Genomic DNA, 17973 nt, shown 5'->3' with positions numbered 1-17973 from the left:
CGTTTCGATAAGGAGCCAACTAAGCCTATCATTCTAAAGGATTCATAGTTTTGGATAAAATATATACTTTCAAAAAATATATGGTGGGGGAGAAAATGAAAAAAGTAATCACTTATGGAACTTTTGATTTATTACATATAGGACATATTAATATTTTAGAACAAGCAAGAGAACTGGGTGATTTTCTAATTGTTGCACTATCTAATGATAAATTTAATCGAGAAAAGGGTAAATCAGCTTATCATAGTTATATGGAAAGAAAGGCTATCTTAGAATCAATTATGTATGTAGATCTAGTAATTGAAGAATATAGTTGGGATCAGAAAAAAAATGACATAGAAAAATATAATATAGATTATTTTGTGATAGGATCTGATTGGGAAGGGAAATTTGATTATTTGTCAGATTATTGTAAAGTAATTTATCTACCAAGAACTGAAGGGATATCAACTTCAAAGATAAAAACTGATTTGAAATATTAAAAATTTTAGAAGTCCTTATACGCAATATTGAATTTGTTTATCGTTATATAATACAAAAATAAGGAATACTGATATTAGCATATAATAGATGGAGGCCTATAGTTGAAAGTAATTATATTCGGGACTGGTAATTCTGCGGAGAATGCTATTCAATCAATAGATGGTAATGTACAAATAATAGCTATTGTTGATAATGATTATAATAATATGAGCAATAATAATTGGAATGGTTACAAAGTTATAGATTTAAAAGAGATTGTTAATTACGATTATGATTATATCTTGATTTGTAGTATCTTTACAAATGAGATCATGGAAAGTTTACTACATAATAAAGTAAGTAGGAATAAAATTATTCCATTATATGATAATTATTATCCTGATGATCAGAGAAATAGAGAAAAGGAAATAAGAAATTTAATATTTCCGTCTTATAATAATAATAACATTTGTCTAATTACAAGAAGAAATTCAGGTTGTAATGCTCTAGCACTATATAAAAATTTACCAAATTATTTACCAAAAAATATTATTGTTGATCTACTAGATTATAATGAATATCAAAAACATAAACATAAATTTGACACTGTGGTTTCAACGCATATGGAATCAAGATATTATAAAAATAGTTTAAATATTGAAACATGGCACGGTTTCCCCTTAAAATCTATAGGGATATCTGAAAAGAATAGAGTGGATAATTATAGTAATATGAATGGTAAAATTGATAGGGTAATTTCTTATTCTGATTTTTATTCCTATATTATGTCAAGCCTATTTCAAATCGATATAGAAAAGTTTATCGTAACCGGAATGCCTAGAAATGACTTATTAAACAATCCTAATTCAAGAAGTTTTTTGGAAGAAATGATAAATTGTAATACCAAAGGTAAAAAAATAATAATGTATGTTCCTACCTTTAGATACAGAAAAGAAAAGAAAGTAAATGATGGAGACACAAATATTTTTTTTAATAAAGAAGAATTAACCCTAATAAATAACTTCTTACTCTCTAATGACTCATACTTAGTGATGAAGCCACATCCCATAGAAAATGTAGAATGGATAAATGGTAATTTTGAAAATATTTTCTGTTTGACAGATGATGATTTTAACAAACAAAAAATAGATTTTTATGAAATCTTAAATTCTAGTGATGTTTTAATTACGGACTACTCTTCAATCTATTTCGATTATTTATTATTAGACAAACCTATTGTATATTATATAAAAGATCAAAAAATCTATGAAGAGCAGAGAGGTTTTATTATAGAGCATCCGGAAATATTGATGCCAGGTCCCGTGGCTACAAATTTTAAAGATTTAATTTTCAGTATAAAAAGTATATTAAATAATAACGAATTGTATTCAGAGGAAAGAAATAGACTCAAACATTTAATCCATGCATATACGGATTTTAATTCTTCTCCTAGAGTATGGGAAGCGGTTCTAAAAGTTCAAAGGGGTGAAAATTAATTCATGGCACAACTAAATAATTATATAGAGAATAATTATTCAAAAATTATTGGTTGGGGAACTGGAGGTTATTATAAAAAGTTTGTAGGAAAATTATCATCGAGTATTTCATATCTTATTGACAGTGATCCAACAAAACAGGGATTATCTATTGGAGGGAAAAAAGTATGTTCACCAAATACATTAAAGAATGAAGATAAAAACGCAGTTCTAATAGTGGTCTATTCAATTTCTTTTGAAGAAATATATCAAACAATACATGATAAATTAGGAGACTTTGATATAATTAGCGGTAGCGACCTCCTTAGGTTAGAAAATATATTTAGTAATGTGCACGATAACTTAGAAGATACTGATTTTAATAGTAATAAAACTATTATTTCAATATCTCGTAATAATTTTTTGCATTTTACTGGTGGAACTAGTAAATTTATAACAGAACAAATGGAATATTTTAGTGGAAATAACTATAATCATATTCATTTGACTTGGAATAGAATAAATGTGAAAAAATTTAGAGGAATCTATATTCAAGTTGTGAAGAATGGTGTCGAATTAGGCATGTATAAACTTAACGAATTATTAGATAAGTTACAAAAAGTTAAATGCATCGTTGTTCATAATTTAATTGGGATGGAGTTGGACATCTTCACCTCTATAAAAAAAAAGTTGAGAAACCCTCCAGTTTTCTATTATTTACATGATTTTTCTTGTGTTTGCAGGAATATTAAATTAATGTACAATGATAACTATTTTTGTGAGTCCTACAGGAATAATTGGAATATGTGTCTCAGTTGTAAATATAAAACAGGTAGAAATAAAAATTATAGTTTTCATAGTGAATTATTCCGGGATAATAATATGTATTTGATTGCTCCATCTAATAATACCAAACAGATTATTACAAGTGCTTTTAATTTTGATGATGATAAAATCAGTATAATTCCTCATCAAAAATATAATTTTATAGAAAAGAATCGAAACGTAAAGAATAAGAAATTAAGAATTGCTTATGTTGGGAGTAAACATAAACACAAAGGATGGGGAACCTTTAAAGAGATATGTAAAGCGTTTAATAACAGTTATGATTTTTACTGTTTAGGAAATAGCGATGAAATTATAGAAGGTGTGAAATATGTTGAAGTTTCGTATTTAGAAAATGGCGAATTAGCAATGACGAAAAAATTAAAAGAATTTAATATAGACATAGCTTTGCTTTGGTCAGAGTGCCCTGAGACATATTCATATACTTATTATGAAAGTTCTGCAGCTGGATGTTTAATACTGACTAACACAAAAAGCGGGAATATACATGATCAAGTTATGATAAATAATAACGGTATCTCACTTGAAAGAAAGCAGGACTTATATAATTTGTTGACTAATAAAGATGAACTATTATATTGGGTTAAACAAAGTAATAAATCTATAGAAACTCTAAAAAGCAACGTTTCAGGATTTGCTGATTATATGCTAAGAGTAATCGATTATAACTAAAGGAAATTAAATCTTATGAATAAAATTATTACTTACTATAAATCAATTAAGAATCAGTATGTAGTTCAAGTTAGGAGACCTTATGAATATATAATGAATAAGTATTATGCGCATCTAATTGATCCATTTTTTACTAAATTAGCCTTTGATCTTAAACTCACTCCTAATATTGTAACACTAATTGCAGGCATTTTAGGTTTGAGTACTGCATTATGTATTTTTTTAGATCAATTATTATTAGCGGCTGTTTTACTCCAACTACATCATTTTTTAGATGGTGCTGATGGTAATTTGGCAAGATTAACTAATAATTGCTCAGAGTTTGGTGCAAAGTTAGATCAATGGTTTGACCAAGTTGTAAGGTTTGCCTTATTCTTATCAATTGCATGGGTTTCTGAGGTTTCTATATGGATTAAAATTTTGTTTATGACAACTATATATATAGACCTTTTAGTTATTCATAAGTATGTACTCCCTTTTATCAAAAAGAACCAAGTCATTCGTTCAAAATGGAAAGAATGGTTTATGTCGAAAGGAATAATACCCGCATTTGATATATTTTTAATTTACTTTTTGATTTCTTTATTTTCTATTATTGGAAACCTAGAATTACTAGTCTATATTATATTAGTAGGAAAAAATGCAGATTGGATTTATAGAGTATGGGAATGTGTGAAAACAAAATATTATTATAAGAAGGCTTAATTGAATGATGAATAATAAGAACTTAATTTTTGATTTAGATGATACCTTATATTCTGAACATGACTATGTACGGTCTGGTTTTTGGTCAGTAGCGGAAACAATTAAATCTACTTACCCATACATAGAATCAGTACAACTATTCAATGATTTGGTTCGTGTTTGGAAAACTTATGGAAGAGGTAGAGTTTTTAATGTTGTGTGTGAAAATTATAGGTTAGACATAGAGATCAATACCTTGATAGAAACCTATCGTAATCATAAACCTACAATACAGTTATATGCTGATGCAAAGGAAATTTTACATCTATTAAAAAAAAGAAATTATAAAGCAGGAATTATTACTGATGGTAATTCCAACATGCAATGGAATAAAATAAGGGCTCTTGGATTAGATCACTTAGTTGATGTCATAACTGTTTCTGATGACTTAGGCGGTGAGAATTTTTGGAAGCCAAGTACCACCCCATATAAGAGAACCATTCAAGCATTAAATACATCAGCAGATAAGTGTATCTATGTAGGAGATAACCCAAGGAAAGATTTTATTTCAGCCAGAAAATTAGGGATGAAAACTATTCGTATTATACGTCCAAATGGAGATCATATGAAGGTAAAGCTCGCTAGGGAATATGAGGCTGACAAAACGATATTTTCTCTTAAAGAATTGTTATAGTGGTGATAAAAATTGAATGTCTTAGTTACTAGTATTTCAAAAAAAATACCAATGTTAAAAAGTATAAAGATTGCTCTTAATAAGTTTGAACCAACAGGGCGTTTGTTTGGTGGTGATATTGACCAACAAGTGGTAGGTAAATATTTTGTTGACGAGTTTTGGGAAATGCCTCAGCTTCCTAATTTGCGTATTGATGATCTTCTCCATTATTGTAAAACAAATAATATAGGGGCAATTATTCCGACGAGGGATGGAGAGTTGGAGTATTTTTCCAAAAACAAAGGTGATTTAAAAAAAAATGGGATATCTGTAATGGTTTCTGATTTAGATGCCATACTTACAACACTAGACAAGTTAACCTTTTATAAGTCTGGAAGTTTAATAGGTTTTCCTGTAATAGAGACAGCACTTAGTGTTAACGATCTAGATGCTTATTCAATTGTGATTAAAGAACGATTTGGTGCTGGTGCTCGGAACATTTTATTAAACAAAACAAGAGAAGTTGCGAAATTAGAGGCAAAACAACTAAACGATCCTATTTTCCAACCTTTCATAGAAGGAAAAGAGTACAGTGTAGACTTGTATATTTCTAAGCAAAGTAAGGTAATTGGAAGTATAGTTCGTAGACGACAAGTAGTACAACATGGGGAATCACAAGTAACTTTCACAGTACCGAATAACGCATTAGAAAAAATGTGTAGCAATTTTGTTACTGATTTAGGTTTATTTGGTCATATTGTTTTGCAAGTAATTATTGATCACCAAAATCAATTCAACATAGTAGAATGTAATTGTCGATTTGGTGGGGCCTCCACATTGAGTTTAAGCGCGGGAATGGATAGCTTTTACTGGTTTTTACTTGAAGCTTCAGGGAAAGAACTTTCTGAAATTACGTTTACACCTAATAAGGAAGGTATGAAACTAATTCGTTATCCTGAAGACTTATTGATAATATAAAGGAGCATCCTAGATGAAAAATGTAATAATAATACAGGCGAGAATGGGATCTAAACGTTTGCCTGGAAAAGTTTTACGACCATTAGGCGATTCTATTGTACTTGATTACGTTGTGAATCGTTGTAAACAGGTGAAGAAGGTTTCTGATGTAATTGTAGCAACCTCAACGTTGAAACAAGATGATCCTATAGTTCATTGGTGTAAACAGAATAATACTTCTTATTTTCGTGGTTCAGAGACTGATGTATTATCTAGATACTATTTATGTGCCAGAGAAGTAGGTGCTGATAATGTTATAAGGGTTACCGCTGATTGCCCGTTTATAGATTTCCATTTGGCAAGTGAAATAGTTGATACAATGTGTCAAGCAAATCAGAATACAGACTATGTTAATGTAATAGGTGATTTACCTAGGGGCTTAATTGTCGAGATGTTTTCGTATAGATCCATTAAATACATATATGAAAAAGGGATTGAACCTCGCCATCGGGAACATGTAACATATTATGCTTATGAATATTCTGAGGAATTCCGAGCAATTAATTATTATGTAACGCACCGTCTAAATTTTCCTAAGCTACGTATAACATTAGATACCGAGGAAGATTACAAATTGTGTAAGGAAATAGCGAATCACTTTGATAATGAACAGTTAGTGTCATCTATTGATGTTGTGAATTTCTTGTTAGAAAACACTAAGATTGCTAATATTAATGCCCATATTGAACAAAAGCCTGTGATTTAAATATAATTAATTAGACTAGAAAAAGGTGAAAGTCTTGAATATAGTAATAAGGGTTGATGCATCTGATAAGATAGGAACTGGTCATGTAATTCGTTGCCTAACTATCGCAGAATTACTAAATGACCATAATGATAATGTTTACTTTATTTGTAGAAAATGTAAGGGAGATATGATAACGCTAATTGAAAATAAAGGTTATAAGGTATTTCAAATTACAGCAGGTTCATTTAAGCAAACTAATGATGCTAAAGAAACTATACATCATATAGTTAATCTTCAGGATACAATAGACTGGGTAATAGTAGACCACTATAAATTAGACCACATATGGGAAAAATGTTTAAAAGAGAAGGTCAATAAAATAATGGTAATTGATGATTTAGCAAACCGAAGGCATGATTGTGATTTATTGTTAGACCAAAACTTTTACATAAACATGAATACTAGGTATATAAAATTAGTACCTGCTCATTGTAAATTATTATTAGGTCCAAAATACCTTCTTCTCCGTAAAGAATTCTTAAGGCTAAAAGTGAAAGAAAAAGTAATAAAGAAAGATACGTCTCAACGCGTATTAGTGTTTTTTGGAGGTAGTGATCCGACAAATGAAACGGAAAAATTTCTTGAAACTATTAATCAATTCAAAAACGAAGGTTTGACGTTCGATGTAGTAGTTGGTTCTTCCAATCCAAACAAAAAACGAATACAAAGATTGGCAGAAAAAGTTGGTGCATCTTATCACTATCAGATAGATTATCTCTCATACTTAATGCAAGAAGCTGATTTTTCATTTGGGGCTGGAGGGATGACGATGTGGGAAAGGTGTTATTTAGGTTTACCTACCTTTGTAACAGTAGCTGCAGATAATCAAACAACTTCAACTGAGGATGCACATAAGGTTGGAGTTATCTATAATTTAGGATGGCACGAAAAAGTAAGTAATGAAACGTACGAAGATGCTTTAAGGTTAGCTATTGATAACCCTAAAACTCTTGAGACTATTTCAAAAATATGTTTAAAAGAGTTTAATAGTTACAAGAAAAATAATGCACACCCTTTGTTAGAAGTAATGAATTCATTAAGATAAGTTTTTTTAAAAATTAGAGGTGTTTTTATTGAAAGAAATAACAATTGCAAATCGAAGGATTGGTCTAAAAAGCAGACCATTTATAATTGCAGAAATGTCAGGTAATCATAATCAATCATTGGAAAAGGCATTGGAAATAGTTGAGTCAGCAGCTGCTACAGGCGTGGATGCACTTAAGTTACAAACATATACTCCTGATACAATGACGTTGAATATTGGAAAAAGGGAATTTTATATTGATGACGACACGAACCTATGGAAAGGAAATTCACTATATAACTTGTATGAAAAGGCATATACACCGTGGGAATGGCACCAAAAGATATTTGAACGTTGTCAAGAACTAGGGTTGATTGCATTTAGTTCCCCATTTGATGAATCAGCAGTAGATTTCTTAGAAGAATTAAATGTCCCTTGTTATAAAATTGCTTCATTTGAAAATGTTGATATACCACTAATTAGAAAGGTGGCAAAGACCGGAAAACCAATTATTATGTCAACGGGAATGGCAACAGCATCTGAATTGGATGAGGCTGTTAGGGCAGCCAAATCTGAAGGTTGTACAGAATTAATTTTATTAAAATGCACAAGCACATATCCTGCATCAGCTTCAAACAGTAATTTGAAGACAATTCCACATATGAGAGAGTTGTTTGAGTGTCAAGTCGGTTTGTCGGATCATACATTAGGAATAGGTACAGCTGTTACAAGTATTGCTCTAGGTGCAACTGTTATTGAAAAGCACTTTACCCTATCAAGAAAACAAGGAGGTATAGACGCAGATTTTTCAATGGAACCTAATGAGATGAGAGCGTTGGTATTAGAATGTACACGTGCCTGGGAGAGTATAGGACAAGTTCATTACGGTCCTACTGATGCAGAAAAATCATCTTTAATACATAGAAGATCCTTATATATTACACAAAGTTTGCGTCCAGGAGACGTGTTGACTAAAGAAAATATTAGAGCAATTAGACCAGGACTAGGTTTATCTCCAAAGTACTTGAATGATGTATTAGGCAAACCTGTCGCAAAAAGTGTTAAGAAAGGGACTCCATTAAGTTTTGATATATTCTTTAAAAGTTAGGAGCTGGTATATATGAACATATTAGTGACTGGTGGAGCGGGATTTATTGGTCGCTGGGTTGTAAAACAACTTTTGGGCAAACACCACCATGTAACAGTATTAGACGATTTATCGAATGGTCGAAAATCTAATTTAGATGAGTTTAAAAATAATCCTTTTCTTCGTAAGTTTGTAGAAGGTGATATAAAAGATGAACACTTGTTAAAAGACCTTTTTGAAAAAGGAGATTTTTCAATATGCTACCATTTAGGGGCTTCGATTAATGTCCAAGATTCAATTGATGATCCATATACAACCTTTTACAATGACGTAGTGGGGACATTTCAAGTATTGGAGCAGTGTAGGAAAAACGATGTAAAAATGGTTTTTATGTCAAGTTGTATGGTTTATGATAGATGTACTGATATAAATGGAATTACGGAACGTCATCCGACAAAACCTGCGTCACCATATGCCGCTTCTAAGATAGCAGCTGAAAATATGGCGTTATCTTATTTTTATTCATATGATTTACCTGTTGTTGTTGTTCGTCCGTTTAATACCTACGGTCCATTCCAAAAAACAGGTGGAGAAGGTGGAGTGGTAGCAATATTTATTCAAAATAAGTTGAAAGGAAAAACTTTAAATATTTATGGTGATGGAACTCAAACAAGAGATTTATTATATGTAGAGGATTGCGCTAACTTTGTTGTACAAGCAGGTTTCTCTGAGAATGTAAATGGAGAAGTTGTAAATGCTGGTTTAGGTAGAGATATTTCTATAAATGAGTTAGCAAAAGTAATTGGAACCGATGAGAAGGAAATAAAACATGTAAAGCACATACACCCTCAAAGCGAAATACAAAAATTATTATGTAACTATGAAAAAGCAACAAATTTGCTGAACTGGAAACCTAAAGTAAATTTGGAAGAAGGAATAAAAAGGACAGAGCAATGGATAAAAGAAGGACATCTAAACTAGACGGGAGTGATAGTGTTATTATGCCAAATGAGGTTCCGAAAAGGCAAACATATTTGCCCTATGGAAGGCAGTGTCTTGATGATGAAGACATAGAACAGGTAATAGGAGTACTAAAAAGCCCCATGATTACTCAAGGTCCTTTGATAGAAGAATTTGAACAAGCAATTGCCAATTATGCTGGGACCAAATATGCAGTAGCATTTTCTAATGGAACAGCTGCATTACATGGTGCCTATTATGCTGCCGGAATTACCAAAGGCGACGAAATAATTACCACACCTATGACTTTTGTAGCAACAACTAATGCAGCATTATATTTAGGAGCACGACCTGTTTTTTCAGATATTGACAGTCAAACTTATAATTTGGATCCGTTGCAGATTGAAGAAAAAATCACTTCACGTACAAAGGCAATTGTTTCAGTAGATTTCACTGGACAACCAGTTGACTATGATTCAATTAGAAAAATAGCTGATTACCATAAATTAGTTTATATTAGTGATGGTGCTCATTCTTTAGGTGCCAAATACAAGGGAGAACCAGTTGGAAAACAAGCTGACATGACAATGTTCAGTTTTCACCCAGTAAAACCTATTACAACTGGTGAAGGTGGAATAATAGTTACCAATAATGAGAAATATTCCGAAAAGTTACGACTTTTTCGTTCTCACGGGATTGTAAAAAACGATGACAAGAATAAAGACCAGCCCTGGTTTTACGAAATGATTGACTTGGGTATGAACTATCGAATGACGGATATACAGGCCGCGTTAGGATTGTCCCAATTGAAAAAAATTAATTATTTTATTGAAAGACGAAATGAAATTGCTAGTCAATATAATCAAGCTTTTAAATCACTTGATAAAGTAACAATTCCTTCAAAGTTAGAAGTAGTAAAATCCGGTTATCACCTTTATGTTCTATCATTAAACCTATCTAAATTGGAAAGTAGTAGAGAGGAAATATTTCGTTTTTTAAGAAGAAAAGGTATAGGTGTACATGTGCACTATATCCCAGTATACAAACATCCATATTATCAAAGCATAGGGTATAGCAGTGATAGATGTGTAAATGCCGAGAAACTTTATGATATGATGATAACATTGCCAATTTTTCCGAAAATGACGGACGAAGATGTTTTGGATGTTGTGAGAGTAGTAACTAGTATTTTTTGAGAATAATTGATATTACCAATAAAATTTTATCATTTGATTAATAATAGTGGTTTATTATTAGGAGACCAATTTATTTCTAACTAGTTATAATATCATGTTCATTTTGTTATTGTAAAATATAATTATAATAGCTCTCAACTTGATAATAAAAAGTTATAATTAACTCATGATTTCAAAAATTATTAATCGGATCAATTTCGCCGTACGAGATATGAGATTCTCTTAATTAGATAACATCCCAATTGTTTACTGATTCCTAAAATGATATTCAGAGTCTAAGACCTGAAATTATTGGCCATTATTGGAGTGATCATATCTTTAACTCACTCCAATATTCCATTTGTATTAATTTATAACGTGAAAAATCCTATACGAATTTAGTAGCAACAATGGCGTTTTGAGGTAGAAGGCATGGGATGTTGTCGATTACAGGATAAGCCAACAGACTTTTCTCTGAAAAATAAGCATTATTCATTAAAGATATATCAGATTTAGTTAATGGACAGGCCAAAGGACTACCCTGAAAACTGTTTGGACCTTCTACATCTTCTTTACGAATTATCATTACCCCTGTAGGGTTTAGTGGATTTGTTGACACTCCTAGCAATTTGTACTCGAGGATATCATATCCTAATTCTTTCGCTGAAGTATACAAATTTGTTATATACCCGTGCTCTTTCATTCTTGCTTTGGCCATATTGTCAGCTAATTCATAAGCAGGTTCTATTAGAATCAAATATTTATTCGTAATACGATACAGTTCTTTTAAAGCTTCTTTTTCCTTTCCACCGTTTGGTTCTACAGAATGACAAGTATATACAATGTCTATTGAGTTATCTTTAATTGGTGAATTAAATAAATCACCTGTGAAAAGTTCAACATTTTTAATGTTCAATTCATTTAAAAAGCTTTTTGCGAATTTTATCCTTGACCATGATAAATCATACCCATACGCATTAATGGATTTGTTCTTAAGAAAGGAAAGTGTATTTCCTAAAGTTGTAGCTTCACCGACTCCAACTTCTAACAATGAGTGACAATCATCTAAGTTATTTATTATGTTAGCAATATTTTTACTGATTTCTACCTTTAACGTCGGGTTCTCCTTAAATCCTTTGGTATAAGATCCTGCTTGAAAATCGTAGCTTATTAGTATGTCTTCGACGGAATTTGCGTTTTTATTGTCTAATTCCTTTAAGTACTTAATGATGTTTTTGTTTTGTGAGTATAATTCTTTAATTCTTTCTAATATTTTTAGCTTATCCATGATTCCTCCAAGTTATATTTATTTTAAGTACACGTAGAAAATATTATACCATAAACAATAAAATATAAACGATACAAATCCCGTAGATTTTATCTATGGGATCTGTATTTTATAACTATTATCCAAACAAATTTAATATCTGGCCAGCCATACTATGCTGCATTTTCTGCGTAGCCATATATGTCTGTTGTAAAATATTTTTCTGGTTTTGCTCCATTAATTCCCTTGTCATATCAGCATCACGAACTCTTGATTCAGCAGCACTTAAATTATATTGTTTGTTTTCACTAACATTTATTGCATGATCTAATCGATTAGTGGTTGCACCAATAGAAGATCGTGAACCAGTTACTTGTTCTAAAGCACTGTCAATCACCTTTAACGCTTCACTAGGTTTGGAAGCTAAATCAATTGATGAAATAAATTGGCCAGAATGGACGTCACCAAGATGGCTAGCTAAAGCACTGTCTAAATCAATTGATAATGAATCACCATTTGCATTGGTAGTAGCATTTTGATCACTTAAACTTCCATCTATTAATCTTTTAGTGTTATATTCGGTATTCTCACCTATTGCATTTAATGACCCTATTAATTGTAGAAACTCATTTTGAATAATGGAACGATCTGATTCTGTTAACAAGCTATTATTGGCTTGCACCGATAATTCACGCATACGATGTAAAATAGAAGTGGATGCGTTTAATGCACCTTCTGCAGTATTTAACATTGATTGTGAATCCCGCATGTTTCTTGCAGCCACATTATCTCCACCTATTTGTGCACGCATTTTTTCAGAAATGGCTAAACTTGAAGGATCATCTGAAGCAGAGTTAATATGTTGAGCTGTACTAAGTTTTTCCATTGCATTAAATGAATCTCCTACACTAATAACTGCCATATTTTTACACCTCCTTTATTAGTTCTCATATTATATATCGGAATAAAATACCTTTATTTTAGTTCTTCAAAAAGAGTGAGTGTAAAATAGTTTGTTGTAAATAGAAATCAAATCTATAGGTCATTCAATCGGTGATGGAGAGCTGTTATCCTCTTATGCATTTCCTGCTTCCATCCGTCTGTAACCGTCAAGTAGAATTGAACACTTTTTGTTAATTAATTTTACACTTTCTGATGGAAATATAGATTTCCTATATTTAATTCTGTGACTATCTCCATCGAAATGAATGATCTCCGATCTGTGCAATAGCCGGTCTAATATAGCTGTTTTTATCCCTTGATCTCCTAATAATTCACCCCACTCTTCTGGTCCTTTATTAGAAGTCAGTATAATAGAACTCCTTTCGTAAGATGATTAATGAGATGAAAAAATAAATTGGCTTCATTCTGATCTATCGCCATATACATGAGATCATCAATAATAACTAAGTCAGACTCTCGAATTCTTTTCAATCTTAACTGTGATTTCCGTAGGTATTCTTCGGATTTTAGTAACGGCACCAATTCTCCCATTGAAATAAATGAAACGCGTAATCCCTTGGATATAGCTTACCTATAGATAGGTGGGTTTTACCCACCCCAGGTGGGCCTAAAAATAGTAAATTAAATGATTGTTCGAGCCATGATAGCTCTTGAAGTTGCTTGAATTGTCTCTCGCTTAAATGAAGGCAATTCTTTTAAATCAAACTCATGAATACTTTTCTCAAACGGAAACTTTGCCCATTTTAAGTGTTTGATTATTGCGGATGAATTGAGCCACTTATGCGGAGTTTTGAGACAGTCAATGCGGAAAAATGAGCCACCTTCTGCGGACTGGAGAGCCAGCACGATAAATAGAATGACCTCTTGTATAATAAAAATTGCATGCAAACAAGCATGACAATATTATACAGGAGGTTAATTGCCGTAAGATTCTGGAGCTGTATTTTGATGGGGTCAGTCAAAGAACAATCAGTTCTAGCACTGGTCACTCCAGGAATACAGTCTCTGAGGTCGTTAAACGTGCCAAGAAACTTGGTTTGGAAAGTTTTAACGACACCATGACCAACTCATGGTTGGTGGCGTTTCTCTTTCCGGAGAAACAAGCTATTGAGAAAGGTTACTTCCCAGTTGATTGGGAAAAGGTGCATAAGGAGCTGCAGAAAAAGAATGTTACGTTAGCCTTATTGCACTATGAGTACGCAACAGAAGCACGTGAGAGTGAAAAGCTGGTAACTCTTTTGATGTTTCTGATAATCTCAAATGATGTAATTGTTGTTGTAATGTTTCGACGGAGTAATTCAAGCTTTCACCCTTCTAGAATTTTTAGGTATCCATCAAGTTCTCTTCCTCTTCCTTGGAATGGAATGGTTAGCTTGATGACGAAACGTAGACGTTTCGTTTGTAGCTTCATATACTTTCTTTCTATTTAAATGATCAGCAATATCATAAAGATCATTTGTACTCCATAACTTCTTATCTATGCATACTTGCAGTGCTTCTTCCACGACCTCTTCATGGTGTTTGATGGTCTTTTGAAGTATTTGTAGTTGATCTCGTACGTATCTTGGATACTGTATCTGCATTTGTTCTAAAAACTCGCTTATGGTTTTCTGGTTTCTAAAGTTAGCTTTAATCGTTTCCATATAGGCTTTGATACCTTTAGAACGATCTCTGGTATGGTTACTATTTTTTATTAATCTCCCTTTTTCTTTACTCAATCTGTGAACAGCGATTCTTTCTCCATACGGTGATTTTTCAATGATAAGCTCACCTTTCACGATTCTAACGTATACGATACTGAGGTTGATACGTTCCTAATGGAACGGAATACCGATTTGATTGATATTTAATTATATTGTCCTTATGCACCATTCTTGATATACTTGTTGCATGGTTACTCTCGAATGAGAGTAGGTTAGAGACTTTTCGTAAGTGTGGCTTTTCCAGGGCGAACACTTCGACTGGTCTCTTTTTAATGGTTTGGTGTACCTGATAATTTCCTTTCCTCGCTAACCAAGCCAAACATTGCTCGTTCCATGTTTCAATCTGATAGAAGATTCTATTTTTTGCGAAGTTTCCTTTGATAAATTTGACTACATTTTCTATTTTTCCTTTGGATTCTGGATCTGCAGCTTTACATAAGTAAACTTGAAATCCTCTTTCCTGTTTATAGGATTGGAATTCTCCTGTAAATATAATATCTCCTCCATTCTCGCTAACTGTCATTAACTTATCTTGATACAATTTCTTCTGTGATCCCTCCAAAATATTGAAAAGCTTGTTCATAACATTGTAATACCTCTCGAGTGGTAAACGGCCGTGTTTGCCAAATGGCGTATTTATACCGTGAATGAGAAAGGACAAATGCGATGACATAAACTTTTATCCCATTACCTTCTGTTGTTTTCACTGTCATTTCTCCGAAATCTACTTGCATTTGTTTTCCTGCTGGTAACTCTTCCATCGCTTCGTATGTACGGTACGTCATCATCTTTGGAATATGAAGTGTTTCTCGAAGTTCCCTAACATATGCTCGAACAGTACTTTCTCCAATCTCTTTAAATGAACATCGTTCATCTAACCAATCTGCAATTTGAGAAGCAGATAAATCTGGATGCTCTCGAAGCCAACCAACTATGTTATCACGATAAGGGTCCAATTTTCTTTTTCTTGTTTTCAGGATATTTACCCAATTGCACGCTTCTTCAAAATCTAATTCTAAATAAGCATATACGGTGTTCCGTGATAGGTCGCATTTTCTTGCGATCGCAGACATTTTAAACCCTTGTCTTTTTAATTGATGAACTTGTCCATAATCTTTTCTATTTTCAACACCTTTCTTCCTCCCCCAACTTCAGAAAACGATCATTTATATATCATAACTGAATTGAGGTATATTTGGAGCAAAAAGTGTTCAATTTTATCAAGCGAAAACTGTTAAGTTTAGCTTAGTAGTTACACCGTCGTATAGTATATTAATCTCATTTTAAGCATTCAATAAGGAAATCAAACGCTATGTAAAATAAAAAGAGCAATTTCCAAATGAAGACTCAGTGGAACGATCTCTTGCCGTAACATGATTTTTATACTATAACCACAAGTTTAGTTTGGCTGTGTCACCGAGGATTTGATAAAGCTAAACTAGCTTTATTACGCATATTTGAAGCGATGGGAACTTCTGTGTAATCCGCTTTGATTCCCCCATCCTTGACCTTGTCGTGGTGGTGGCCTGATCGGCTCCATCCGCACACCTAGCGTGCCACTTCCGATCTCTTCTACGTTCTCGCTTGTCAGGTCCCGATACCCGACACAGCGAATCACATAGAAGAAGCACAAGTTCAAGGACAAGCTGCTAAAGCTTGGCTCTGTGTCATATTATTATATAGAATTTCAACTAATAGACATCATGAGCTAACTGTTCTACTGAAAGGAGATTTACACAAAATTATTGACACTCTCAATGTCTCATAACTAGTGTAAATATAATACACTATTAATATATCGAATATATGTTAAATACGTTTATAAATGGAAAAAGTGTGCACCAATAACTATAATGCACACTTAATCTGATTCAGTTATTATTTCCTAACCATACTATTCAATATCCTCTTACCTTCAGGCGTTAAATAAACTTTGCTATCGGAAAGTAATTGTTTTGCTAAATTCGCTGTCATCGGTTTTGATTGCTTTGCCAATCGCTTTCCTCCTTTCCGTTACATATCAATATAATATGTACAAGTTAAAAAGCTTGTAAGAGGAAGATACACTAATATAAATGTGGATTTTCATATAAAAAAGCAAGGGGACTTACCCCTTGCTTAAAACCCATTGATCACTTCAAAATCATACAAAAACTGTTCACTAATCTCAGAAAATGAACCTTCCTTTAATTCTAGTTCATCCTCCAACTCCATCTCCATTAAATCTATTTTTTTTACCGAAGAATTCTCAGTCGTTTCAAAGACATACAAATCATTACCAGACCAAGATGGAAAAATATATAGGCTCCTATAACTTGTGTCTGGTACATCATACGTAGTTTCTAGCTCTCCATTTTTGTTAAATTGATACAAGCTACCTTGTCCATCTAAGAAAAATAATTGGTTATCTGTCCAGTGAATACTATTGTAGACGGAATGAGGTAAATAGGTAGACATATTCTCATTGGAATCGAATGACAAAAAGTTATTTTCATTGACTTCACCAGTATCTTTCTCGATCACCAAGACGGAATATTCCTTTTGGATATCAACAATACAATAAATTAGTTCTTCCGTAACGATCATATCAGTTAATGGGACAAGCTCGTCGGTTTGATAATCTAATGATAGTAATGGATTGTCTACTGCAGTCTCATCCAACACAATTTCATGCAGTACCATGGGTTCATCCGTTTCTTTTTCTTCTAAAACATAGAGCGAATCTTCATAGATACTTGCCGTTGTAATAAAATAGGGTAGATCTTGATACTGCATTGTGCCGTCATGTTGCCAATACAGATGAGAATGATATGTTCCATTTTCATCATAACCACTGTTGTATAATTCGACCCGTTCTTCATCATCCATATAATCAGCGAAAATCGCGGTATATTCTTTATGTTCTCGCGTTTCTTCACTGATATCTTCATCGATCAGATAACTGTGTGATACATCATTGACGATCACTGTATCGTTTTGATGATATATTTCTCCTAACTCCAAGCCTTCGGTTTCTAATACATTGGCAACACTACCGGATGAATCGATGGTATAGAGACTACCTTTTCCATTACTTTTATCTATAGAGGTAGAAAAATATAATAGACCGATTGATTCATGAATACTTTCATATTGTGGATTTCCACATCCACCTATTAAAACGATCGATACTAGTAAAATGATGTAGTGTAGAAATTTTTTCATAGACACTCCTATG

At 32.5% G+C, this 17973-nt stretch carries 17 protein-coding genes and 1 pseudogene; 11 read left to right on the top strand and 7 right to left on the bottom strand.

Annotated features, from left to right (window positions below):
• Positions 1-95 precede the first annotated feature (95 nt).
• From tagD to pseC, 11 genes are all read left to right on the top strand, one after another.
• A complete protein-coding gene (tagD, locus tag D569_RS0103580) occupies positions 96-482 on the top strand; it encodes a glycerol-3-phosphate cytidylyltransferase (protein ID WP_018931029.1) in 387 nt (128 codons plus the stop codon).
• A 102-nt stretch (positions 483-584) separates the two neighbouring features.
• A complete protein-coding gene (locus D569_RS0103575) occupies positions 585-1958 on the top strand; it encodes a CDP-glycerol glycerophosphotransferase family protein (protein WP_018931028.1) in 1374 nt (457 codons plus the stop codon).
• Between the two features lie 3 nt (positions 1959-1961).
• A complete protein-coding gene (locus tag D569_RS0103570; protein ID WP_018931027.1) occupies positions 1962-3455 on the top strand; it encodes a glycosyltransferase family protein in 1494 nt (497 codons plus the stop codon).
• A 15-nt stretch (positions 3456-3470) separates the two neighbouring features.
• Positions 3471-4160: a CDP-alcohol phosphatidyltransferase family protein gene (locus tag D569_RS0103565; protein WP_026287202.1), complete on the top strand. Its 690-nt coding sequence runs from the start codon at positions 3471-3473 to the stop codon at positions 4158-4160.
• A gap of 4 nt (positions 4161-4164) precedes the next feature.
• Positions 4165-4833, top strand: a complete 669-nt coding sequence (locus D569_RS0103560; protein ID WP_018931025.1) for an HAD family hydrolase — start codon at positions 4165-4167, stop codon at positions 4831-4833.
• A gap of 12 nt (positions 4834-4845) precedes the next feature.
• Positions 4846-5790: an ATP-grasp domain-containing protein gene (locus D569_RS0103555; protein ID WP_018931024.1), complete on the top strand. Its 945-nt coding sequence runs from the start codon at positions 4846-4848 to the stop codon at positions 5788-5790.
• Positions 5791-5803: 13 nt separating this feature from the next.
• A complete protein-coding gene (locus tag D569_RS0103550; protein ID WP_018931023.1) occupies positions 5804-6535 on the top strand; it encodes a cytidylyltransferase domain-containing protein in 732 nt (243 codons plus the stop codon).
• A 34-nt stretch (positions 6536-6569) separates the two neighbouring features.
• Positions 6570-7622 carry a UDP-2,4-diacetamido-2,4,6-trideoxy-beta-L-altropyranose hydrolase gene (gene pseG, locus D569_RS0103545; RefSeq protein WP_018931022.1) on the top strand — a complete coding sequence of 351 codons (1053 nt, stop codon included), beginning with the start codon at positions 6570-6572 and terminating at the stop codon, positions 7620-7622.
• Positions 7623-7650: 28 nt separating this feature from the next.
• Positions 7651-8709: a pseudaminic acid synthase gene (pseI, locus tag D569_RS0103540; RefSeq protein WP_018931021.1), complete on the top strand. Its 1059-nt coding sequence runs from the start codon at positions 7651-7653 to the stop codon at positions 8707-8709.
• Between the two features lie 12 nt (positions 8710-8721).
• Positions 8722-9669 carry a dTDP-glucose 4,6-dehydratase gene (locus tag D569_RS0103535; protein ID WP_018931020.1) on the top strand — a complete coding sequence of 316 codons (948 nt, stop codon included), beginning with the start codon at positions 8722-8724 and terminating at the stop codon, positions 9667-9669.
• A 20-nt stretch (positions 9670-9689) separates the two neighbouring features.
• Positions 9690-10844, top strand: coding sequence for a UDP-4-amino-4,6-dideoxy-N-acetyl-beta-L-altrosamine transaminase (pseC, locus tag D569_RS0103530; RefSeq protein WP_026287201.1), 1155 nt, complete (start codon positions 9690-9692; stop codon positions 10842-10844).
• Positions 10845-11211: 367 nt separating this feature from the next.
• On the opposite strand, the gene D569_RS0103525 is transcribed toward pseC, so the two are convergent.
• From D569_RS0103525 to D569_RS0103490, 7 genes and pseudogenes are all read right to left on the bottom strand, one after another.
• Complete coding sequence (locus tag D569_RS0103525; protein WP_018931018.1) at positions 11212-12111, bottom strand: methyltransferase domain-containing protein; 900 nt, start codon at positions 12109-12111, stop codon at positions 11212-11214.
• Between the two features lie 118 nt (positions 12112-12229).
• Positions 12230-13012 (bottom strand): flagellin N-terminal helical domain-containing protein, encoded by a 783-nt coding sequence (locus tag D569_RS0103520; RefSeq protein ID WP_018931017.1) that lies wholly within the window; start codon positions 13010-13012, stop codon positions 12230-12232.
• Between the two features lie 219 nt (positions 13013-13231).
• Positions 13232-13812: pseudogene (locus tag D569_RS23425) on the bottom strand (ATP-binding protein); the annotation flags it as partial.
• A 575-nt stretch (positions 13813-14387) separates the two neighbouring features.
• A complete protein-coding gene (locus D569_RS24260; RefSeq protein WP_026287200.1) occupies positions 14388-14831 on the bottom strand; it encodes a hypothetical protein in 444 nt (147 codons plus the stop codon).
• A 4-nt stretch (positions 14832-14835) separates the two neighbouring features.
• Positions 14836-15297, bottom strand: a complete 462-nt coding sequence (locus D569_RS24255) for a hypothetical protein (RefSeq protein ID WP_156822875.1) — start codon at positions 15295-15297, stop codon at positions 14836-14838.
• Positions 15284-15829 (bottom strand): DDE-type integrase/transposase/recombinase, encoded by a 546-nt coding sequence (locus D569_RS25090; protein WP_156822874.1) that lies wholly within the window; start codon positions 15827-15829, stop codon positions 15284-15286. The genes D569_RS24255 and D569_RS25090 overlap by 14 nt, the downstream gene beginning before the upstream one ends.
• Before the next feature lie 1045 nt (positions 15830-16874).
• Positions 16875-17960 (bottom strand): hypothetical protein, encoded by a 1086-nt coding sequence (locus D569_RS0103490; protein ID WP_018931014.1) that lies wholly within the window; start codon positions 17958-17960, stop codon positions 16875-16877.
• Positions 17961-17973 lie beyond the last annotated feature (13 nt).

It is taken from the genome of Gracilibacillus lacisalsi DSM 19029 (genome assembly GCF_000377765.1).
GTDB lineage: Bacteria > Bacillota > Bacilli > Bacillales > Amphibacillaceae > Gracilibacillus > Gracilibacillus lacisalsi.
This window is presented reverse-complemented; position numbering and strand designations above follow the sequence as displayed.